This is a genomic window from Parvularcula sp. LCG005, assembly GCF_032930845.1.
Classification (GTDB): domain Bacteria; phylum Pseudomonadota; class Alphaproteobacteria; order Caulobacterales; family Parvularculaceae; genus Parvularcula.
Genome location: NZ_CP136758.1, coordinates 1,656,490 through 1,678,092 on the forward strand (window position 1 = coordinate 1,656,490; position 21,603 = coordinate 1,678,092).

At 59.7% G+C, this 21,603-nt stretch carries 22 protein-coding genes and 1 tRNA gene; 14 read left to right on the forward strand and 9 right to left on the reverse strand.

Annotated features, from left to right (window positions below):
* The first annotated feature begins 26 nt into the window (after positions 1-26).
* From RUI03_RS07795 to RUI03_RS07810, 4 genes are read left to right on the forward strand one after another with little or no spacing between them, the layout of a single operon-like run.
* On the forward strand, positions 27-779 hold the full coding sequence (locus tag RUI03_RS07795; RefSeq protein WP_317286895.1) for a lysophospholipid acyltransferase family protein: 753 nt from the start codon (positions 27-29) through the stop codon (positions 777-779).
* On the forward strand, positions 776-2,077 hold the full coding sequence (locus RUI03_RS07800) for a 3-deoxy-D-manno-octulosonic acid transferase (protein ID WP_317286896.1): 1,302 nt from the start codon (positions 776-778) through the stop codon (positions 2,075-2,077). Before RUI03_RS07795 ends, RUI03_RS07800 begins: the two co-directional genes overlap by 4 nt.
* On the forward strand, positions 2,074-3,066 hold the full coding sequence (gene lpxK, locus RUI03_RS07805; RefSeq protein WP_317286897.1) for a tetraacyldisaccharide 4'-kinase: 993 nt from the start codon (positions 2,074-2,076) through the stop codon (positions 3,064-3,066). The genes RUI03_RS07800 and lpxK overlap by 4 nt, the downstream gene beginning before the upstream one ends.
* Positions 3,063-4,001 (forward strand): lysophospholipid acyltransferase family protein, encoded by a 939-nt coding sequence (locus RUI03_RS07810; protein WP_317286898.1) that lies wholly within the window; start codon positions 3,063-3,065, stop codon positions 3,999-4,001. Before lpxK ends, RUI03_RS07810 begins: the two co-directional genes overlap by 4 nt.
* A gap of 4 nt (positions 4,002-4,005) precedes the next feature.
* Here RUI03_RS07810 and RUI03_RS07815 read toward each other — a convergent pair whose 3' ends face one another.
* From RUI03_RS07815 to RUI03_RS07825, 3 genes are all read right to left on the reverse strand, one after another.
* Positions 4,006-5,427 (reverse strand): dihydrolipoyl dehydrogenase family protein, encoded by a 1,422-nt coding sequence (locus RUI03_RS07815; protein ID WP_317286899.1) that lies wholly within the window; start codon positions 5,425-5,427, stop codon positions 4,006-4,008.
* On the reverse strand, positions 5,424-6,182 hold the full coding sequence (locus tag RUI03_RS07820) for a TVP38/TMEM64 family protein (protein WP_317286900.1): 759 nt from the start codon (positions 6,180-6,182) through the stop codon (positions 5,424-5,426). Before RUI03_RS07820 ends, RUI03_RS07815 begins: the two co-directional genes overlap by 4 nt.
* 90 nt (positions 6,183-6,272) lie before the next feature.
* Positions 6,273-8,138, reverse strand: coding sequence for a potassium/proton antiporter (locus RUI03_RS07825; RefSeq protein WP_317286901.1), 1,866 nt, complete (start codon positions 8,136-8,138; stop codon positions 6,273-6,275).
* A 240-nt stretch (positions 8,139-8,378) separates the two neighbouring features.
* On the opposite strand from RUI03_RS07825, the gene rpmH reads away from it, so the two are divergent.
* From rpmH to yidC, 3 genes are read left to right on the forward strand one after another with little or no spacing between them, the layout of a single operon-like run.
* Positions 8,379-8,513 (forward strand): 50S ribosomal protein L34, encoded by a 135-nt coding sequence (gene rpmH / locus RUI03_RS07830; protein ID WP_317286902.1) that lies wholly within the window; start codon positions 8,379-8,381, stop codon positions 8,511-8,513.
* A 33-nt stretch (positions 8,514-8,546) separates the two neighbouring features.
* Positions 8,547-8,906: a ribonuclease P protein component gene (rnpA, locus tag RUI03_RS14745; protein WP_410795860.1), complete on the forward strand. Its 360-nt coding sequence runs from the start codon at positions 8,547-8,549 to the stop codon at positions 8,904-8,906.
* Between the two features lie 30 nt (positions 8,907-8,936).
* On the forward strand, positions 8,937-10,739 hold the full coding sequence (yidC, locus tag RUI03_RS07840; RefSeq protein WP_317286904.1) for a membrane protein insertase YidC: 1,803 nt from the start codon (positions 8,937-8,939) through the stop codon (positions 10,737-10,739).
* A 28-nt stretch (positions 10,740-10,767) separates the two neighbouring features.
* Here yidC and RUI03_RS07845 read toward each other — a convergent pair whose 3' ends face one another.
* On the reverse strand, positions 10,768-11,211 hold the full coding sequence (locus RUI03_RS07845; protein WP_317286905.1) for a PH domain-containing protein: 444 nt from the start codon (positions 11,209-11,211) through the stop codon (positions 10,768-10,770).
* A 107-nt stretch (positions 11,212-11,318) separates the two neighbouring features.
* Here RUI03_RS07845 and yihA point away from each other — a divergent pair, with 107 nt between their 5' ends.
* The 3 genes from yihA to RUI03_RS07860 all read left to right on the forward strand — a co-directional run bounded on the left by yihA (position 11,319) and on the right by RUI03_RS07860 (position 13,713).
* On the forward strand, positions 11,319-11,945 hold the full coding sequence (gene yihA / locus RUI03_RS07850; RefSeq protein WP_317286906.1) for a ribosome biogenesis GTP-binding protein YihA/YsxC: 627 nt from the start codon (positions 11,319-11,321) through the stop codon (positions 11,943-11,945).
* Between the two features lie 101 nt (positions 11,946-12,046).
* Positions 12,047-12,217: a CsbD family protein gene (locus RUI03_RS07855; RefSeq protein WP_317286907.1), complete on the forward strand. Its 171-nt coding sequence runs from the start codon at positions 12,047-12,049 to the stop codon at positions 12,215-12,217.
* Between the two features lie 83 nt (positions 12,218-12,300).
* Positions 12,301-13,713 carry an FAD-binding oxidoreductase gene (locus RUI03_RS07860; RefSeq protein WP_317286908.1) on the forward strand — a complete coding sequence of 471 codons (1,413 nt, stop codon included), beginning with the start codon at positions 12,301-12,303 and terminating at the stop codon, positions 13,711-13,713.
* On the opposite strand, the gene RUI03_RS07865 is transcribed toward RUI03_RS07860, so the two are convergent.
* A complete protein-coding gene (locus tag RUI03_RS07865) occupies positions 13,707-14,063 on the reverse strand; it encodes a hypothetical protein (protein WP_317286909.1) in 357 nt (118 codons plus the stop codon). The genes RUI03_RS07860 and RUI03_RS07865 overlap by 7 nt on opposite strands.
* Positions 14,064-14,197: 134 nt before the next feature.
* Between RUI03_RS07865 and RUI03_RS07870 the strand changes: the two genes are divergently transcribed.
* Positions 14,198-14,839, forward strand: a complete 642-nt coding sequence (locus RUI03_RS07870) for a DUF2959 domain-containing protein (RefSeq protein WP_317286910.1) — start codon at positions 14,198-14,200, stop codon at positions 14,837-14,839.
* Positions 14,840-14,892: 53 nt separating this feature from the next.
* Positions 14,893-15,654: a sterol desaturase family protein gene (locus RUI03_RS07875; RefSeq protein WP_317286911.1), complete on the forward strand. Its 762-nt coding sequence runs from the start codon at positions 14,893-14,895 to the stop codon at positions 15,652-15,654.
* A gap of 13 nt (positions 15,655-15,667) precedes the next feature.
* Here the strand turns inward: RUI03_RS07875 and RUI03_RS07880 are convergent.
* The 4 genes from RUI03_RS07880 to tpiA form a co-directional block, all read right to left on the reverse strand.
* Positions 15,668-15,743 (reverse strand) — tRNA-Val (locus RUI03_RS07880).
* A gap of 69 nt (positions 15,744-15,812) precedes the next feature.
* Positions 15,813-16,271: a preprotein translocase subunit SecG gene (secG, locus tag RUI03_RS07885; protein ID WP_317286912.1), complete on the reverse strand. Its 459-nt coding sequence runs from the start codon at positions 16,269-16,271 to the stop codon at positions 15,813-15,815.
* 16 nt (positions 16,272-16,287) lie between these two features.
* Entirely contained in the window at positions 16,288-17,304 is a 1,017-nt protein-coding gene (locus tag RUI03_RS07890; protein WP_317286913.1) for an alpha/beta hydrolase, read from the reverse strand.
* A complete protein-coding gene (tpiA, locus tag RUI03_RS07895) occupies positions 17,304-18,071 on the reverse strand; it encodes a triose-phosphate isomerase (protein ID WP_317286914.1) in 768 nt (255 codons plus the stop codon). The genes RUI03_RS07890 and tpiA overlap by 1 nt, the downstream gene beginning before the upstream one ends.
* Positions 18,072-18,142: 71 nt before the next feature.
* On the opposite strand from tpiA, the gene RUI03_RS07900 reads away from it, so the two are divergent.
* Both RUI03_RS07900 and trpE read left to right on the forward strand, forming a co-directional pair.
* Positions 18,143-20,011, forward strand: a complete 1,869-nt coding sequence (locus RUI03_RS07900; protein ID WP_317286915.1) for a peptidylprolyl isomerase — start codon at positions 18,143-18,145, stop codon at positions 20,009-20,011.
* Entirely contained in the window at positions 20,008-21,531 is a 1,524-nt protein-coding gene (gene trpE / locus RUI03_RS07905) for an anthranilate synthase component I (RefSeq protein WP_317286916.1), read from the forward strand. Before RUI03_RS07900 ends, trpE begins: the two co-directional genes overlap by 4 nt.
* The last annotated feature ends 72 nt before the right edge of the window (positions 21,532-21,603 follow it).

Genomic DNA, 21,603 nt, shown 5'->3' on the forward strand with positions numbered 1-21,603 from the left:
ATCATGTTCATCTAGCCGAGTGCGCCGTGGCCCGCAAAAAAACAGTCAATCCGATCCTTCTTTTTATCCTGACCCATCTCGGCGCGGCCTATATCCGGCTCTGCTGGGCCGTTACGCGCTGGGATCACGTCGGACAGGGCAACCACGAGGCGCTGTACCGGGACAGCAAGCCCTTCGTGTATGCCTTCTGGCACTCCCGCATCCTGTTGATTCCGCCGATTTCCAAGGCGCACAACATGCCGACAGCAGCAATCGCTTCCGAACACCGCGATGGCGAGTGGATCGCGGAGCTCGTCGGCCGGTTTGGCGTGGAAACACGTCGCGGCTCCAGCTTCAATCCGCGCAAGCAGGACAAAAACAAAAAGGGCGCAACAGCGCTCAAGGCACTGGTTCGTGACGCGCGTAGCGGCACCGTCATCGGCATGGCCCCCGACGGCCCCAAAGGCCCAAGACAACGGGCCAAGGCCGGGATTGCACAATTGGCGCGGCTTGCTGATGTGCCGGTCCTGCCGGTCGCGTTCAACACACGATTTTCCAAGACGTTTGACAGCTGGGACCGGTTCGTCCTCCCTCTCCCGATCCCCTTTGCCCGCGGCACGATTGTCTATGGCACGCCCATTCGCGTCGGCCGCGGCGAAGATGCGCTGGAGAAGGGACGGCTGGATATTGAATCAGCGCTGAATGACGTGACCGAGACGGCTGATCGCCTGTGCGGTCATCAGTCCGAACCCCCAGAGCCGGTGGCGCTCCAGCCCGTCGCCACGAAAGCCCAACCATGACCGCCCCTCAACGCACGTTTTCCCTTCGCACCTATCGCGCGGCGAACGCTTTTCTGAAGCCTGTGGCCAACTACGCCCTGAGCCGGCGTCTGAAGGCTGGCAAGGAAGACCCGGGGCGCGTCGCCGAACGTCGCGGTGTGGCCAGTGTTGACCGGCCACAGGGCAAGCTGATGTGGATACACGGCGCCAGTGTCGGCGAAAGCCTGTCCGTCCTGCCACTCATCGACTATCTGGCAGAGAAATATCCGCACGCACACTTTCTTGTGACGACCGGTACGATCACCTCGGCCCAGCTGATGGCCGATCGGTTGCCGCCTAAGGCTATTCACCAATATGTGCCCATCGATCAGGTCCATTTCGTCCGACAGTTTCTGACGCATTGGCACCCCGATGCGGTCGTGTTCATCGAATCTGAGCTTTGGCCCGTCATGCTGAGTGAGCTTGGCAAACGGGATATCCCGCTGGCGCTGGTCAATGGCCGGCTGTCGCCCAAATCCTACAAGAGCTGGTCGGCCCGCAAGGGAGCAGCGCGGGAGTTGCTTGACACGTTCCGTGTACTTCTTGCGCAAGATACGGACAATGCGGAGCGGTTGGCGGATCTTGCAGGACGCGACGTCCCGATGCTTGGCAACCTGAAACAGGCTGCACCCGCTCTGCCGACCGACACTGAAGCCCTGGAGCAACTGGCCGGCGATGTCGGCGACCGACCCGTATGGCTCGCCGCCAGCACCCATGTCGGCGAGGAGGATTTTGTCGTCGAGACCCATCATCAACTGGCGGCGCAAATTCCAGACATTCTGACGGTTATTGCACCGCGCCACCCGACACGCGGCGATGAGGTCTATACAAAGTTTCGAGATGCGGGCCTCTCCATAGCGAGACGCAGCACCGGCGACAGACCGACGCCGGAAACGCAGGTTTATCTGGCCGATACTCTTGGGGAACTCGGTATTTTCTACCGCCTTTCGGATGTCGCGTTCATCGGCGGAAGTCTCGTTGAGGTTGGCGGCCATAACCCCATGGAGCCGGCGCGCCTCGGCAGCGCCATCGTCACGGGACCGCATGTTTTCAATTTCCGGGATACGTTTCAGTCCATGCGCCAAAGCGGGGCGCTCGCCCTTGTACGCAATGAACGCGATCTTAGTGCATCCCTGCTGCGATTGCTGAAAGATCCGCGCACGCGCAATCAGATGGCAGACAATGCGATGGAATGGTCCGAAAAGAGCGCCACCAAAGTCCTCGATGACATCGTTCAGGCGATTGGTCCTGTCCTGAACGCTTTGCAGCAAGACCAATGATCAAGCCACCCGCCTTCTGGACATCACCTACCGGCGCCCATCATCCTGCTGCCATATTGCTGCGTCCATTGAGTGCGCTTTATCGGATTGCGGTAGAACGAAAATTGCGCACCGCCATGCCCATGGCGGCGGCCTGCCCGGTCATCTGTCTGGGGAACATCTCAATGGGCGGTGTGGGCAAGACGCCCATGGCCGATTTTCTGTGCGACCGATTAAGCACCATGGGTCACCGCCCCTTCATCCTGATGCGGGGATATGGCGGCAAGGAACCCGGTCCGATGCGCGTGAAGCGTGAGCATCAGGCCGCCGACGTCGGCGATGAGGCCGTGATGCAGGCCCGCCGGTGGCCCGTCATTATCGCCCGTGACCGGGACATGGGCGCCGTCGCCGCCGTTGAACAGGGTGCTGACATTATTGTGATGGATGACGGGATGCAGAACCCGTCCCTGCGCAAGGACCTGACGTTGCTCATGATCGATGGCAAAGCTGGCCTTGGCAACGGACTTGTCTTTCCCGCGGGCCCCCTCAGGGAGAGCCCGAATTTTGCCATGACGCGTGCCGATGCCGTGATCGTCATGGGGCCGCTTGCTGAGGACGTCCCCCCGGACCTGCCCATTGCGCCCGAAACACCGATGATCAGGGCATCCATCCGTACAGTCGCGCCGGATCTGCCAGTTGATCAGCCTGTTTTTGCCTTTTGCGGCATTGGTCGGCCGGAGAAGTTTTACGAGGGCCTGCGCGCAGCGGGCGTGACGCTGACGGGTACGCGTTCATTTGCGGATCATCATCCCTATACCGATGAAGACATACAGGCCTTGCATGAGGCGGCCGGAAACGCGGCTCTCGTCACCACCGCCAAAGATCTGGCGCGGTTGAAGATTGAGCAACGCACCGGAATCGCTGTCGCCGACGCCAGGCTCGACGTTTACGATTTGCCGCTTTTGGATAGCCTTCTGGCACGTATTGGGGCTAGAACGGACCTGTTATGAACACGATGACCAAACGCTGGGACGACGATATCGCCCTGCCCGAGCCGCGCAAGAACCGCCGGACGACGTTCATGCATCGCGTGGAAGCGACGTTGGCGCGGGGCCTCTTGGCGATAAGCGGGGCGCAACGCGTGGAGAAGGCCGCCCATCGCATGGGCCTTGTCCTGAAGACAATCGGACCGATGTTCGGTCCGATCCATAATCGTGGCCATGTCAATCTCAGTCTCATCTACCCTGACATGACGGCCGCTGAACGCGCAGCCATCCTGCGCGGGGCATGGTATAATCTGGGCGCGACCTTCGCTGAGTTTGCACATCTCGACAAACTGGCGGATCGCACCGAGGTGGTGAATGCCAAGATCATCCAGGATGTCATCGACCGTCACGGCAATGCCGTTTTTTTCAGCGGACATTTTGCAAACTGGGAGGCACTGCCGGCGAAGCTTTACCAGATGGGTTTGAAGAACGCTGTTGTTTACCGGCCGGCCAATAATCCCATCGTCGACGCGGACATCATCAAGCGGCGCGCCAGTGCCATGACCCGGTACCAGCTACCCAAGAACAAACGCAGTGCGCGCAGCATGCTGACCGTGCTGAAAGATGGCTATTCCCTCTGTATGCTGACGGATCAGAAGCTGAATGATGGCATATCCGTGCCGCTTCTGGGTCACCCCGCCATGACTGCCCCCGCGGCGGCGCGTCTGGCGCTGATGCAGAATGTGCCGATGATCCCGCTGCAGATCGAGCGCCTGCCCGGCTCGCGCTTTCGAGTCACGGCTCATCCCGCTATTGAAATTAAGACCAGCGGCAACACCAAGGATGACACGGAACGTCTGTCCGCTGCGATGAACGAGGCCATCGGCCATTTCATCCTGCATCGTCCGGACCAATGGCTCATTTTCCATCGCCGCTGGCCCCGCCGCATTACCGGCTGATCTGTCAATCGAAAATGGACAGCAGGCTGACGAGCTTGCGTGTCTTTCCAGAGAACAGCGTGGGCGAATAATACGCGCTGGCTGCCCGTTTCGACACTTCAGTCAGCGTCGGATAGGGCGCGATCATGCTTGTAAACGCGCCGATCTTCAGCTTGTTGGCCACCGCCAGGGCCCAGGGGCCGATCAGGTCACCGGCATTCTTGCCAACGATGGTGCAGCCGAGGATATGCCCGCCCTTGCCGACCAGGACCTTGGCCCTGCCAGCATTCGCATGCTCCGCCTGCGCGCGGTCGTTTTCGTCATAGGACCATTCGGCCACGGTGTATTTCTCACGTTTTTCGTCAGCCATGCCCACATTCAGGCCGACATGCGCGAGTTCCGGGTCGGTATATGTGACCCATGGTGCGATATCGTCCTTATTCTTCGTCGGCATTTTGAACAGAATATTCCGCACGGCGATGTTGGCGTGGTATCCTGCGACGTGTGTGAACTGTCTGCCGCCAATCACATCGCCGATGGCGTAGATTCGTTTGTTGGATGTCCGAAGGCGATCATTGACCTTGATGCCTTTGTCATGGGTTTCAACGCCAGCTTTCTCCAGATCGAGGCTCTCGAAATTGGCGCGCCGACCGACTGCTACAAGGAGATGACTGCCCGACGCATCGAATGCCCCGCCGCTTTTTTGTCCTTGAACGGTTATCGCCCCATCCTGTCCGCCGACCCGCGTAATATCCGTATGCTCATGCAGCACCACGCCCTCTTCGATCAGCCGTTGTCTGACGATCTCAACCAGTTCCGGGTCGTCCTTTGGCATGATGGTCCCCCGCTCCATCACAGTCACCTCAGCGCCAAGGCGGCGGTGGGCCTGCGCCATCTCAAGGCCAATCGGTCCGCCACCTATGATCAAAAGATGCCGCGGCGGCGAGGTGCGATCAAACAGGGTTTCATTGGTCAGATAGGGTACGCTCTCCAGCCCTTCGATAGGCGGGACGAACGGTCGGGAACCCGTCGCGATGACAAAATGTTTGGCACGGACTTTATCCGCGCCCACCATCACTTCGCGCGGGCCAATAAACCGGGCCGCCTCTCGCAGGACCGTACAGCCAAGTTTCTCGAACCGTTCCTGGCTGTCATTGGGTTCGATCGCGGCGATCACACTGTGGATATGATCATGGACCTTGGCAAAGTCGACGTCAGGCTCGACCGCACCGATCCCGAATTTTTCAGCCGTGCGAAAGCCCTGCGCCGTCTTTGCAGAGGCGAGCAGCGATTTGGACGGTACACAGCCATAGTTGAGGCAGTCGCCGCCCATTTTGCCTTTCTCAATCAGAACGACTTTCCGGCCGAGCTGCGCCGCCCCGGAGGCGATGGACAGACCTGCGGACCCCGCGCCAATAATACACAAATCGCATTTGATATCTGTCATGAAGGTTCACTTTCAGTCAGTGTGCGCGCTTTCTTGCCCCCAAAGCGCTTGATCAGAATAGGAATAAGTCCGAGCAGCGCGAGCCCAACAAAGGGCAGGAACACTGCCGGCTCTGAGAAGACAGCGCCAATACCCGCATCATCAAGTGTGGCCGACCCCTGCCGGATGGCGTTGCCAATAGAGACGTAGACGAATGAGCCGGGCAGAATGCCGACCAGCGTGCCCAGCGCGAAGTTGCGCAACTTCACGCCCAATGCCCCAGCGGCAATATTGACAGCGAAGAACGGAAAGACAGGCACGACACGCAGAAGGAACATGTAACTCAACTCGTCCTCGCGGAAGCCTTTCTCCATGCGGGCAATAAACCCGCTGGCCCTGCGACTGATCGCATCGCCAAACGCGGTTTTGACGGCGAGGAAGATCGCAGTGGCTCCGAGGCTGGCGCCGAGCCAAGCGGCCAGCGTGCCCCACCACTGCCCGAACAGGAAGCCCGACAGAATGGTCAGGATCGTCGCCCCCGGAAAGGAAATGGCCACCAGCGCGGCATAGATCCCCAGATAGACAAGAACCGAGAGGAGTATGTTGTTTTCGATCTGCGCCTGAAAGCCCGCGACCGTTTCCTTCAGGACCGGCCAGTCAAAATAGCGCTGCAATCCCAGACCGAAAAAGGCTGCGAGGGCAACGACAATGACACCGATCGGTGCCAGCTTGGCCAGGGACACACCGCCCTTGGGCCCCTCATTATGTTCCGCCATTCTCGTCTCCTGTTGACGTCGATTGTAGGTCGTACGTCAGTTCGGACGACTTTCGGGCTTTTTCGGCACGCAGCGTCGACAGGTTACACTCTAGGAGCGGTTCTGGCCGACGGGCAGCAGCCCGCGGGCTTTACTGCCCATGATACGCGTGCGGATCCACGCCTGGCGGAGGAGTTCAGTGATGAGATATCGGGCACCGGGATCTTCCTCGTGAAAGACAAGCCCGACAACGGTGATCTTGCCCGCCTCGTTGATCGACGACACGACAAGATCCACGGCGGGCATCGAGATGCGATCCCCTGCCACGGGCGAGCCATCAAACGCCTCATCGAGATGCTCGCCTATCGTTTTCTCAGGGTCGTCATCCAGCCCGGTGATCGAATATTGCTGGTTGAGGTCAGCGAGACGCGTGGACGCCCGGATGAAGAACTGGATATCCGATACACCGTCCTGACGCTCGGACGGCCCGCCATAGATTTGGTCAAGAATGCGGATCTGGCGCGGTGAGGCAAAAAGATAGACCTGATCGTCTGCGCGCAGCGGCCCGATCGTGTGGATGGAATAGGAATGACCATCCCGAAGGACCATGGCCGGGCGCGCCCATCGGGGGATTCGCTCTCCCGTCGCGATCGCGCTTTCGGGGTGGATGCGGTAGCCGACAAGTTCCGTCTCCGTGCCGCCTCGCAGTTCCAGCTCAACCCGGTCGACAAGGGTCAGATCGCCGGGGATGGTCACATCGAGCGCTTTTGCCGCGGCGGGGATCGACCAGCCCTGCACCAGCAGCGAGACGAGCACCATGACGAAGACAATGTTGAAATAGGCGCTGCCATTAGTCATGCCGTAAAGCCCCGGCAGTACGGCCAGCATGATGGACACAGCGCCCCGCAGGCCCACCCAGCCGATAAACAGCCGCTCACGCGAGCGATATCCGAACGGCCAGAGGCAGAGCCAGACGGCGAGAGGCCGCACGACAAAAATCAGAAGTGCCGCCATGACGAGGGCCGGCAACAGGATGGGGCCAAATTCACTGGGCGTGGCGAGCAGGCCGAGGACAAGGAACATCCCGATCTGTGCGAGCCAGGTCATGCCCACCTGAAACCGGCGGAGTCGATGGGCGAACCGCACACCGCGATTGCCGGCAACTGTCCCGGCCACATAGGCGGCGAGAAAACCGCTGCCGCCCAATAGCGCGCACGCTGAAAACACGACGAGCGCTGCGGCGAGACCGGTAATCGGATAAAGGCCGGGGTCGAGATTGACGAGCTTGTTGAGAATCCAAGAAATCCCGAAGCCGCCAACCACCCCGAACAGGAGCCCCAGACCCATCTGCTGGGCAAGGATCCCGAGAAGTCCAAACCCGAACAGGCTTTCTGCACCGGCCCCGGCGGCGATTGTTTCCACCAGCAGGATCGTCAGGAAAACCGCCATCGGGTCGTTCGCACCCGATTCGATTTCCAGCGCCGCGCCCACCTTTTCCCGCAGGCGAATGCCGCTCGTCTTGAGAAGAAAGAAGACGGCCGCCGCATCGGTCGAGGCGATAATCGCGCCGAGAAGAAACGCCTCGAGCCACGGCAGACCGAACAGGACATGCACGATCAGGCCCGTCAGGCCTGCCGTCAGCACGACGCCTACGGTCGCCAGACTGAGGGCTGGTCCGGCCGCGGTCCGGTAGCTGCGCAATGGTGTTTCAAACCCGCTGTCAAACAGGATGATGGCAAGGGCGAGCGAGCCGATGAAATACGCTGTCGCACCACTATCGAACTCAATGCCGAGAATACCGTCTTCCCCGGCCAGAAGACCGATGGCGAGAAAGATCAGAAGCAGCGGGGCGCCAAATCGCTGGGAGACAAGGCTCGTCAGGGCGGCAAGACAGATAAGCGCCGCGCCGATCAGGATGGCGATATTAAAGGATTCGATCAGGGTCGTTCTCCCACGCTGTACCGTTCGCCCACACATCGCTTGATGCCGCACCTGCGAAACAAGATCATCACCTAAGTGATCTGGACGGCTAAAATATCTGTCGATAAACGTCGCTCGACGGATGAATATTGCATCCGCGCCTTACGGTCGGGCCAGTCCGTTCACTTTATCGGCTGGCACCGCGTCAAGCGGCCTAACTCCGGTTGACGACGCTCATCTGAGCCAGTATAGGCCGCGGTTCATTCGGAACACACTCAATTTGAACCGGTCAGTGTCATGAAACGTACTTATCAGCCAAGCCGCCTTGTCCGTAAGCGCCGCCACGGCTTCCGCGCTCGCAAATCAACTGTCGGTGGACGCCGGATTCTTGCTGCGCGTCGCGCCAAGGGCCGTAACAAGCTGTCCGCATAGGACTGTCGAGGCGCATTTGCGCCTTGGACGCACATGGCTCTTGAAATCCTCAAGAAGCGGTCGGAATTTTTGCGACTACGATCAGGCCGGCGCCGTCAGACGCCGGCTTTTTTGCTTGTGAGCATGAAGCGTAATACGGGCCCTACGGATCCCGCTGTTATCCGTGTTGGCTTCACTGTCACCAAGAAGATCGGCAACGCCGTCATGCGCAATCGCATCAAGCGTCGCCTGCGCGAGGTCTGCCGCGCCGTCCTGGCCCAGCATGGCGAGCCTGGCACCGACTACATCCTGATCGCAAAACCGGCCGCCGCGTCCAGAAGCTTTGAGCGTCTCCTTGACGATCTTCACCATGCGCTTGTAGACCCCCGCAACCCTGCTGCAATCGCACGATAACGCGCCGCCAAAGCGGCGCAGGACCATATCATGGATCGTAATTTCATCCTCGCCCTCGTGATGACGGGTCTCATTTTTCTGGGTTGGGACTTCTTCGTCCTTGGGCCACAGAAGGAAGCCCTCGCCGAACAGCGCGCCGCCGCCGAACAGGCGCGGATTGAACAGGGGCTGACCGATGATCCAGGCGCCACAGGGGATACAGATTTTCTGTCGAGCGCTGCACCCACCCCGCTCACCAGAGAAGACGCCATCGCTTCCTCAGCAGCGCGGCTGCCGATCGAAACGCCGGAGCTGACCGGCTCGATCAACCTGACGGGTCTGACCTTCGACGATATCACGCTCAAGAATTACGACGATACCGTGCACGACGAATCGGCGGTCGTCCTTCTGACACCGCAGCAGACCGATCACGCGCAATATATGCGGTCCGGCCTCGCCATTAATGGCCAGTCGGACCGGCAGGCCCAGTGGACGATCGCCGAAGGTGAGACCCTGACCCCCGCCACGCCCGTCACCCTGACACGAACGGTGGGGTCGGTCGAACATGCTGTACGGATCAGTGTCGATGATAAATTCATGTTCGCCGTCGACCACAAGGTCACCAATAACGGCTCTGACGCGGCAGTGATGCAGCCCTATGGCGCGTCCTACCAGCGCAATATACCGGACGACCTGCAGAACATGATGATCCTGTTCGAGGGTCCGCTGGGTGTGGTCGGAGATCGTCTGTACGACCGCAAATACAAGCAAATGCTCAAGAAAGGCAGCATTGAGCAGTCCGGCACGGGCGGCTGGGTCGGTATTACGGACAAGTACTGGCTGAGCGCTGTTATTCCGCCTCAGGATCGACCGTTCCGCGCCAAGCTGGATGTGCAGCAGGGCGCGTCGCCTCTCTTCCGTTCGACATATGAGCTCGATCCGATCTCCGTCGCCCCGGGCGAGACGATGACGATCACATCGCACCTCTTTGCCGGCGCAAAGGTCGTGGAGGTCCTGCGCGATTACGAAGCCCCCATCGAGGATGGCGGGCTTGGGATCCAGCGGTTTGACATGGCCGTCGACTGGGGCAATTTCTTCTTCCTGACCCGTCCCATCTTCAACACGCTGCATTTCTTCCACGGGCTGGTTGGAAATTACGGCATCGCCATTCTTCTTCTCACGCTAGTGATCAAGGCGATCCTGTTCCCGCTGGCGAACATGTCCTTCAAATCCATGGCCGGGATGAAGAAAGCCCAGCCTGAGATGCAGAAGATCCGAGAGCGCTATGGCGACGACCGGATGAAGCAGCAGCAGGAGATGATGGCGCTTTACAAGAAGCACAACATCAATGTGGCGGCCGGGTGCCTGCCCATGCTCGCGCAGATGCCGATTTTCTATGCGCTGTACAAAACACTCTTTACGACGATCGAAATGCGGCACGAGCCGTTCCTGTACATCAAGGATCTGTCGCAGCGCGATCCGACGACCATCTTCAATCTGTTTGGCATCCTGCCATTCGATCCGACAACCGTTCCCTATATCGGATCGTTCCTTGGCATCGGCGTGCTGCCCCTGATCATGGGCGCGTGCATGTGGGTTCAAATGAAATTGAACCCGCCGCCCGCCGACAAGACCCAGGCGCAGATCTTTGCCTTCATGCCGCTGATCTTCCTGTTCATGTTTGCGCCGTTCGCCGCCGGTCTGGTTCTTTACTGGGCATGGAACACGTTCCTTGGCGTTGTGCAGCAGTATACGATCATGAAGCGCAACGGCGCCGATGTGGACCTGATCGGCAACATCAAGGACTCCTTGGGCCTGAACAAGCCCAAGGCCGCCAACGAGAATTCCAAATAAGGGCGGTCAGCCACGACCTGCATGGCGTTCAGAGACGCTGGGCGGCCATCCGGTCGGAATGCTCGAAATAGGCGTCCCGTGCGTCCCCAAGCAGCGCTCGGAAACCGACGGGATCATTGATCGGCGGTGAGACGATGTGCCCGGCACCGGACCCGCCAATGCGCACCCGGCCAAAATTGAAGAGGCGTCCCCAAAAGCCCTGATCAATCTCGATTTCCTCGATGGCGGTCAGGGCCAGCTCCTGGGTGTGCAGCGAAAGCCAGCCGGTTTTCATGAGCACCCGGCGGTCAGTGACCGCAAACTTGGTGGTCAGCATCCAGATATGCATGCGCAGGAAGATAATGACGCCGATGACGAGAATACCCAGAAAGATCAACGCCAACCACGCGCCTAGGTGATAGGGCCACGCAATACCGTCGATCCTTAGCGGATGCTCATCATGGCCAAGGCTTCGCGTCACATAATCGGTCATGAACAATCCCTCCATTGCCTCCGTTGGAGGTGTCCAGCATACCAACGTGTAAACAGGGCCGGGAGTTGCATCCCCGCCATCCGCATCCGCCAGAGAGACCCCGCACCATGTCCGACACGCCCGACGAATTCGCCCGCAAACTGTTCGCAGGCCCCTGTGACTTCATGCTCGGCGTGGTGAAGATGGAAACGCTCCCGCCGCCGGACCTGCCCGAGGTCGCTTTTGCGGGACGGTCCAATGTCGGCAAATCGAGTCTTCTGAATGCGCTGACCAATCGGAAGGCCATCGCGCGGGTATCGAACACCCCCGGCCGGACACGAGAGCTGAACTTCTTCAATCTCGGTGGTCTGCTGCGGCTCGTCGACCTGCCGGGTTATGGCTATGCGCGTGCCTCTCGCAAGGACGTCAACGCCTGGACGGGGCTGACCCGAGACTATCTGCGCGGCCGGGCCAATCTGCGCCGGGTCTGTGTACTGATCGATAGCCGGCACGGACTGAAGGAAGTCGACCTCGAGACCATGGGTATCCTCGATGTGTCCGCTGTGCCTTACCAGATTGTCATGACAAAGATCGACAAGATCAAACCGACTGAAGCCGATGCGACAGCGGCGAAGATTGCAGAACAGATTGCCAAGCGGCCAGCCGCCAATCCCACTGTTCTGCAGACATCGAGTGAAAAAGGCACCGGTATCGCCGAGCTGCGAACCGAACTTGGTCTGCTCACGACGCAATAAGTCTGCTCACGACGCAATAGATTTTCGAAGAAGAATCAAACACAACGGAACAGGCAGGGGCCGGGTACGTTGATGAGGTGTGCCACTTATAGGAGGACACAATGGATAAAGAACACGTCAAAGGTGCTGCCAAGAACGTTGAAGGCAACACGAAAGAAGCCATCGGCAAAGCAACTGACAATGAGAAGTTGCAAGCCGAAGGCAAGCGCGACAAGGCCGAAGGCGAAGTCCGCAAGACCGCGGGCGACGTGAAAGACGCCGTCAAGCACTGACGCCAGTAACAGGACCCCCGCTTCGGCGGGGGTTTTGCTGTCCGCGACTGGACGAATCGGCGATTTGCGCCGACATAGGGCCCATGCGCCAACAGATTGACCCCGCCCATATCAACGCTCTTTCCGAGATTGCCGGTCCGCGCGCCATCATCGACGGCGACGACAAGGCGCCTTATCTCGAGGAATGGCGCGGCCGCTGGCATGGTGAGGCGCCGCTCGTTCTCGCCCCCTCCTCCACGGATGAGCTTTCAAAGATCATGGCCTATTGTCATGAGCACGACATTGCCGTCGTGCCTCAGGGCGGTAATACGGGCCTTGTTGGGGGGCAGGTACCGACGGGTGAAATCCTCATCACACTGAAACGCATGCGCCGCGTCCGCGAAGTCTCACCGCGCGACTTCACGATGACGCTGGATGCCGGCGTCGCCCTCGCCGAAGCGCAGGATGAGGCTGAGAAAGCAGGCTGTCTCTTTCCCCTCTCCATCGGGTCTGAAGGGACCTGTCAGATCGGGGGTATTCTTTCGACCAATGCCGGCGGTGTGAACGTCATCCGCTACGGTAATGCGCGCGATCTGGTTCTTGGCCTTGAAGTCGTCCTGCCGGATGGCCGGATGTGGAACGGGCTGAACCGCCTGCGTAAGAACAATACCGGCTATGACCTGAAACATCTGTTCGTGGGCGGAGAAGGCACGCTAGGCTTTATCACGGCGGCCGTCCTGAAACTTTATCCGCGGCCGGCCGATCAGGTCACCGCCCTCCTCGCCCTGCCTTCCACCGAAGCTGCCGTCGATCTTCTGTCATTGGCTCAGAACCGGTCCGGCGGGCAGATCACGTCGTTTGAGCTGATGAACCGCGGCATCTACGAGCTGGTTCTCAAACACTTCCCCGACCTGCAGCGGCCTGTCGAAACCGACGCGCCCTATTACGCTCTGCTGGAATTTTCCAGCGGCCGGCGCGATGAGCTGGCCCCGATGGTCGAGGAATTACTGGCCGAAGCGTTTGAAGATGAGATCGTGGTGGACGGCACGATCGCGGCGGGCGGTACCCAGTCCGAGGCGCTGTGGGCCCTCCGTCACAATGCGTCCGAAGCGATGAAGAACGATCCCTATTACTGCGTGAAGTGCGATATCTCCGTCCCGATCCACAAAGTGCCAACCTTTATCGATCGCGCCAATGCGGCGATGGAAAAAGACACGCCGGGCGCGCGAATCATGGCGTTTGGCCATATGGGCGACGGCAACATCCATTACGATATTCTGGGCCCGGACGGCGCCGACAAGGCATCGTGGAAGGAGCATGCGACGACGCTTGAACATGCCGTGCACGACATTGTCGCCGATCTTGGCGGATCGATTTCCGCTGAACACGGCATCGGCGTTCTCAAACGGGATGAAATGGCAGATCGCAAGTCAGATGTCGAAATGTCGATGATGCGCGCGGTGAAGAACGCTCTCGACCCGAAAGGCCTGATGAACCCTGGCAAGGTTCTTCAGTAGGCGCGGCACCGCCTCAGCATGTATGTGCCGGTGCCGTCGACAACCTCAATGACTTCGTCAGAGACCAGATCAAGGGTGAACGTGATTGCTGAAACCGGCGTCCCTTGCGTGGTGCACGCTTTGGTCTGAAGTCGGATCGCACCGTTGCGCGTGGCCGTGATATTATTGATGGCGCAGGTCAACCGACCCTTGCTCATCCGCCGCGCCTCAAACGTCCAGAGCTGGTCCGGCTTTTCACACTGGCCCGTACGGGCGAAGACGCCATGGAAATACATCCTGTACTGATCCTGCGGCGTGCTGTCCGCAGACAGAAGGGCCATCACCCCCATCACTATCGGTAACACGATCATGGTTGCCCTGTTTGTCCTTTCCCAGGACAGAACCACAGCTTGGCAGCCACGAAAACCCCGAACCTTATCACGTTGCCGGAACGTCAGGATGATCCATATGGTGGTGAAACCGATGCCGCAAACGGAAGATCGCCATGAAACTGCTCCGCGCCCTGCCCATTTTTGCCGTGTTGACGCTAACAGCGTGCTCAACGGTCTATTATGAGGCGCTTGAAAACGTTGGCATTGAAAAACGCGACGTCCTGGTGGACCGCGTCGATGATGGCCGAAAAGCCCAGACGGATGCGCAGAAGGAGTTCAAGAACGGTCTTGAACGCTTTCGCACGGTTGTGGCCTTCGATGGCGGCGATCTTGAACGCAAATACAATAAACTGTCGTCCGCCTATGACCGCATGGAGAGTGAAGCGGGCAAGGTGAGCGACCGGATCGATTCGATCGAGGATGTGGGCAAGGCCCTTTTCCGGGAATGGGAAGCGGAGCTCGACCAGTATCAGGACCAGACGCTGAAGGCGCAGAGCGCCGCACAGCTGCGTGAGACCCGCGCCCAGTATAATGACGTGGTCACCGCCATGCACCGCGCAGAGGACCGCATGGGCCCGGTTCTGGGCATCTTCAACGATCAGGTGCTGTTTCTGAAACACAATCTCAACGCTCAGGCGATCGCTTCGCTCGAGGCAGAGCAGATCCAGATCGAAGCACGTGTGAACGCGCTGCTCGCCGAAATGGACGCAGCGATCGCCGAGGCCAATTCCTTTATCTCCCGGATGCGCAGCTAGGCGCGGCGACGCAGCAACTCGCGCTTCGTCCAGCCGCAGGCTAGATCAGACAGATGGATGATCTCGCGTGGCTGAAGCCCGTTATCATATTCAGTACCTTCGGCCTTCTTTTCATCGCTGAGAGGCTGCGTCCGGCCGGTCATCGTCCAGACAAGGCCGGAACCGCGCGCCTGATCTCCAACATCTCGCTTGGCGGTTTCAACACGGTTCTGTCGCCGCTCATTGTGCTGCCGATCACAGCAACCGCGGCGGCCATGGCCCCCAGCTGGCGCCCAGCCGCGCTGGATGGGTGGATTGGGATTGGCCTCGACCTCCTGATTCTCGATCTCTGGATCTACTGGTGGCACCGGGCCAACCATCGAATCCCGTTCCTGTGGCGCTTTCACGAAGTGCATCATCTGGACGAATTTCTGGACGTGACCTCATCGGCGCGCTTTCACTTCGGTGAGTTGTTCCTGTCCGCCATCGTGCGAGGTGCGGTGATTATCGCGCTGGATATCAGCCTGTCATCGGTCCTGATCTTCAGTGTCCTGGTCACGCTGAACGCGGCGTTTCACCACTGCAATGTTCGACTGCCGGAGCGGCTGGAGCGCCTTTTGCGCCGGGTCATCGTCACGCCCTCCCATCACTGGGTGCACCACCACAATGTGCGGCGCGATACCGACAGCAATTACTCAACGATATTGACGATGTGGGACCGGCTGTTCGGGACTTGGAGCGAGACAAAGCGCTGGCCGGACATGCCGATCGGCACCGAGGGACGAACCGAGAAGCCCCTGCCCGGATTGATCGTCAGGCCGCTGCAGAAGCCTTGAAATGGAGGGGGAATGGTGGGCGATGAGAGACTCGAACTCCCGACATCCTCGGTGTAAACGAGGCGCTCTACCAACTGAGCTAATCGCCCTTGCCATGAGGGCCGCCCTTTAGCGGGCCGCCAGCAAGAAGGACCTGATGCCGCGCTTTTCGCGGAAGATCAATTGCCTTCTTGCGATTCTTCGACGGGTTCGGTGACAACGTCATCGGTTGGCGCTGGCACTTCCACAGGCTCATCGGCGGTTGCGGCCGGGAGATCGACCGCGCTGCCAGTCGTGTCCGTTTCATCACCGAAGATATCCAGAATTTCGTCCGATGCCGGCGCCAGCGTGCCGTCAGGCTGCGTGACCGCATCGTCGCCGAGGGTCCGACGCAGGATTTCCTCTTCCGTAATGCCGCGATCGGCCGTGATGGCGAGCAGCATTGAGGTGGTGAAGAACAGGGCACCGAGTACCGTCGTGCTGCGCGTCAGCACATTGGCTGCGCCGCGACCGGACATCAGCCCGCCACCGCCGCCACCCATGCCCAGCGCGCCGCCGCCTTCAGAGCGTTGCAGCAGGACGACGATGACAAGGCCAAGGACCAGAATGGTGTGAATAGTCAGCAGAACAGCGATCATGAAATTCTCTTAGACGTCAGGCGGAGCGGGGAAACACGGAGGTCAGCCGCCGGAGCGCGCCTTGTAGGGGTGAACGCTCATTATTTGCAAGTCGTGTATCGACACGGGCAATCGCGGCCACCGTTTCTTCCGGGTGAGTGTGATGCAGCGCGTGACCGCCGGCATCGACGACCCTCAACTGGGCCTGCTCTATCTGGTCTTCAAGACGTCTGGCATGGATAGAGATGACAACGGTCATGTCGTGGGTACCCGCGACGATCTCAACGGGCACGCGGATGGTGCCGTATCGGTGCTCCATGGCCGCCAGCTGCTCGTACAGGCGGACGATATCCTCGGCGTTGTTGTAGAAGCGGCTCGGCCTGAAAGTGAGCGGTACGCGCGTCCTGGCATGATAGGACTGGCTGAACTGGCTGCCGCGCAGGGCTTTCGCCACGCCCTTGGGGGAGCCGAACCGGCCGTAAAGCGCAATGAAGGTCCGGCGAAAGATCCAGCCATAGATCGGATTCAGCGCCACGCGATTGTACCAGGCCACGCCGCCCGGCCAGCGGTGACTGACCGGCGCGATCAGGACAATGCCCGCCACTTCATCGGGATAATCGAGGGCGTAACGCAGCGCGACGGCGGCGCCATAGCTCTGCCCCATGATGACCGGCTTCTCTTTGGTCTTGATCTTCACGGCTTCGCGGATCGCCGCGGCCTGTACGTCCAGCCGAAAACCGTCCTCGGCCCGGTGCGAAAAACCATGCCCAGGGCGGTCCGGCATCAGGACCAGACGGTCTTTTTCCAGACGGCCAGCGATTTCGAGGTCCATGTCCAGCGCATTGGTGGTTGATCCGTGGATCAGGACCAGCGGCTGGCGCCCCTTCTCCCGGTGCTGGCCGCGCGAAATCAGGTGAATGTGGCCATAGGTGGTCTTCACCATCTCCCCGGCCTTGGGCAGGGCGCGATTGGCGGAAAACTCATACCAGAACGACCAGATGATGACGGCGAAGAAAACCGACAGGCCGATGAGAACAAGAATATTCGAAGCCATCAGGCGGCGATGATCCCGTAAAAATCTTCAGCCTTCAGGCTGGCGCCCCCGATCAGGGCACCGTTCACCTGAGGCACGGAAAAGATATGGGCCGCGTTGTGCGGTTTCACCGACCCCCCGTACAGAATTCTGCGGTCGCCTCCAACCGTTTCACGAATGGCAGAGAGCATTTCTTCGAGCGTTTCATTGTCAGGAATGACGCCCGTGCCCACGGCCCAGATCGGCTCATAGGCGACCACGACCTCGCCCGATGTGGTGGGCATGGACGCTTCAATCTGCGCGATCACGACCTGGGACGCCTGACAGACAACCCGTTCGCCCCGGGTCTCCCCGACGCACACGATGGGCACGAGCCCCGCCCTGTGGGCCGCCTCGGCCTTGCGGCGCACCAGCGTGTTGGTCTCGCTATACCCCTGACGACGCTCGGAGTGGCCGACGATACAGTGGGTGGCCCCAGCATCTTTAAGCTGTTCGGCGCTGACATCCCCCGTGAACGCTCCGTATTCCAGCGGATGACAGTCCTGTCCCCCGAACAGAATCGGCCCCTCGCCATAGCGGTCCGTCAGCGTCGTCAGCAAAGTGGGTGGTGGACAGATAAGGACGTCTGCACGCTCAGCGTCCCTTGGCGTCATCATGTTTTGAAGCTTTTCAAGCTCGTTGCAGGCACTTCTCAGGCCGAACATTTTCCAATTGCCTGCGATCAGTCTTTTCACGACGGCGTCTACTCCACCAATTATAATTGTTACACTTGTTACATGCCTGAGCACGCGCCCCTTGCCAAGTTGGTTGAGCGCCGCCAAACCCTCTGCGCTTACGAGACTCAAAGGGTATATCCATCATGCTGAAAAGCTTTCGCGACTCGATCAAAGGTTTCATGGCCTGGATTGTTGTGGCCCTGTTCGTTCTGGCCTTCGCGTTTGTCGGCGTGCCCGCCCTTGAGAATTTTGGCGGCAAGGCACCCCTTCAGGTGGGCGACCAGCGCTATTCGGTCAATGATATTGACGATGAATTTGCCCGGGTGATGGAACGCAATCGCCAGGACACCGGTGAAGTGTTGAGCCAGGAAGAGGCGCGCGCAGCCGGCATGCTGGGTCAGGCGATCAATGCGCTCACCATTCGCGGCGTCTATGTTTCCGAAGCCGGAAAGCTCGGCCTGACGGTGACAGACGACATGATCCAGGATTATCTGCAGTCGGATGAGCGCTTCCGCGCGCCGGGCAAGGATTCCTTTGACCAGGCCACCCTGCAGGCCATTCTGCAGAACAACCGCATGAGCCTGAATGATTTCCGGCAGGCCATCCGCACAGAACTCCTGACGCGTCAGATCGACGAAGTGGCTGCCCTTCTTGTTCCTGCCCCCACCATTTATGGCAAGACGATTGCCCTGCGCCAGACCGAGGAACGCGTCGTGCGGATTGCGCGTCTTTCCGCCGGTGATGTTCCCGCGCCGACCGATGAGCAGCTGCAGTCCTTCTATGCTGCCAATGCGGACCGGTACCGCACGCCAGAGCGCCGGACGTATACAGCCGTTCTTCTGACCCCGGACGTCCTTGATGAGCGGATCCAGATCGATGATGCCGATGTGCGCAAGCTGTTCGAGGCGCGCCAGGCAACGATGAGCCAGCCGGAGACCCGGACATTTGTTCAAGCCCAGTTCCCGTCCATGGAGGCGGCCAATGCCGCCGTCGAAGCTGTCGCAAATGGCCAGTCCTTCGCTGAAGCTGCCGAAACGGCAGGCGTGGCCACGGCGCGTTTTGACGACGAAGTAAAGGGCGACCTCGTGGATTCCGGCGTCGCCGACGCCGTGTTTGGCCTCGACGGACCGGGTCTTGTCGGCCCGGTCGACGGTGACTTTGGTGTGGTGGTCGCGGAGGTGACCAACATCACTCCGGGGACCGATGTCACCTATGAAGAGGTCGCAGATGAGCTTCGTCAGGAACTGTTCGAAGAAGTCTATGCGGACGAAATCGACACCATCTACGACGAGCTTCAGGAATCCGGTGATGCCGGGTCGAGCCTTGCCGATGCTGCGCGTGATCTGGGCCTGCCCGTCATGACGATTGGTCCTGTGGATCGCACACGGAACACCGATGACGGTCAGATCGAAGAACGCGTGCCCCTGTCCATGCATATGCGGGCATTCGACATGAGCTCGGACCAGATTTTCGAGGAAGTCACCCTGCCCGAAGGCAATTACGGCTTCATCGAAGTCGACAGTGTCGAGGCCGGCGCCGTCAAACCGCTGGCCGAAGTGCAGGATCAAGTGAAGATCGACTACATTTCCGAGCAGGCGCAAAGTTCGCTGGCCAATGCCAGCTCGTCGATCCGGTCAGCCATGGCTGGTGGTGAGACGTTCGAGATCGCTGCCCTTCAGGCCGGTGCTCAGGTTGAGACCCGCACCCTGTCCAACAGCAATGTGCCGCCAAACCTGTCTCAGGATCTGATCGTCGAGATCTTCGACGCCCCGATTGGCGAGATGGTCCAGGTAACCAGTCCCGATCGTGAAACCATGACCTTGGCGCAGACGGAGTCGATTTCATTCGGTCCAAACGGCCAGTGGGAAACCATGGCCCAGCGAATGGACAGCCAGATCGCGCAGTCCATGAGCCGTGATCTTTACGAAGCGTTCTTCTCGGCAATGAGCAACGCCAACGGCATCCAGCGGAACGATGCCGCGATCAATGCGCGCTTTGGGGCTGGCGAGTGACGGATGACGGTTACCGGGTTGCAGCGCCCGACTTTTCGGCCTTCGCTGGCAAATATCAGAACGGTCAGGCGCAGCTCGTCTATCGCCGCGTCCCGGGGGATCTCGATACCCCTGTCTCCGCCTATCTGAAGCTGGCCGGCGGCCGGGAAGACAGCTTTCTTCTCGAATCTGTCGAGGGCGGAAACACGCTCGGGCGCTACACGACAATCGGCCTGAAACCTGATCTTGTCTGGCGCGCCTTTGGTCAGAAGGCGGAAATCAATCGTCGTCCTCAGACTGATCCGGATGGTTTTGCTACGGATGACTTATCGACGATTTCGTCGATGACCCGGGTCATCAAGGAAAGTCATATCCATCTCGACGACGAAACGGCGCATCGCCTGCCGCCCATGGCCGCGGGGATGTTTGGCTATTTCGGTTATGACTTCGTCCGTCTGACTGAACACCTGCCCAACAAACCGGATGACATTTTCGGTGTGCCGGACGGATATTTCGTCCGCCCCACGATCCTCGCCATCTTTGACAATGTGAAGCGCGAAGTGGTGGTCATCACACCGGTGCGTCCGTCTGAGGGCCTTGATGCCCGCGCCGCGTATTCGCTGGCCTGTGAAAGGCTCGCTGATGTTCTGTCTGATCTGAACCGTCCTGTCGCCGATCTGCCCGCCGATGTCGAGCTGGGCGAGTTCTCCTCCAACATGACGCCTGCGGATTATTCATCCATGGTCGACAGGGCGAAGGAGTATATAGGCGCAGGCGACATCTTCCAGGTCGTGCTTAGCCAGCGATACAGCGCTGATTATGCTGGCGACCCGTTTCACATTTACCGGCAATTGCGCCGGGTGAACCCCTCACCGTTTCTGTTCTTCCTCAATTTCAGACCGGTATGCCTTCTTGGGGCGTCGCCTGAGATTCTCGTCCGTGTGCGTGACGGTGAAGTCACGATCCGTCCGATCGCCGGCACCCGCCGCCGCGGTCTGACCCAGGCGGAAGACACAGCGCTGGAAGAAGAACTGCTGAACGATCCAAAGGAACTGTCAGAGCACCTCATGCTTCTGGACCTTGGCCGGAATGATGTCGGCCGGTCCTGCGAAATTGGCACTGTGAAGCCGACGGACACGTTCTTTATCGAACGCTATAGCCACGTGATGCACATCGTCTCGAATGTGACTGGCAAGCTGCGCGCCGATCTTGGCCCGCTTGACGCTCTAGCCAACGGCTTTCCCGCTGGCACGCTGACCGGCGCCCCGAAAGTCCGCGCCATGCAGATCATTGATGAGCTCGAGCCCGACGCCCGCGGCCCCTATGGCGGATGCATCGGCTATTTCGGCGCGGATGGGTCGGTCGACACCTGTATCGGCCTGCGCATGGCGGTGGTGAAAGACGGCAAGGTTCATATTCAGGCTGGCGCAGGGATTGTTGCGGACAGCGTGGCGGCATCAGAAAACGACGAGTGCTATCACAAGTCCGAAGCCCTGAAGGAAGCGGCCCGTCGCGCGGCGCTTCGCGGCGGCAATCGCTAGGCCAGGTTCAGCCTCTCAGTACAGCATGGTTGCATTTATCGAATGCGCCCATACAATGCGCTTGCGTACGGA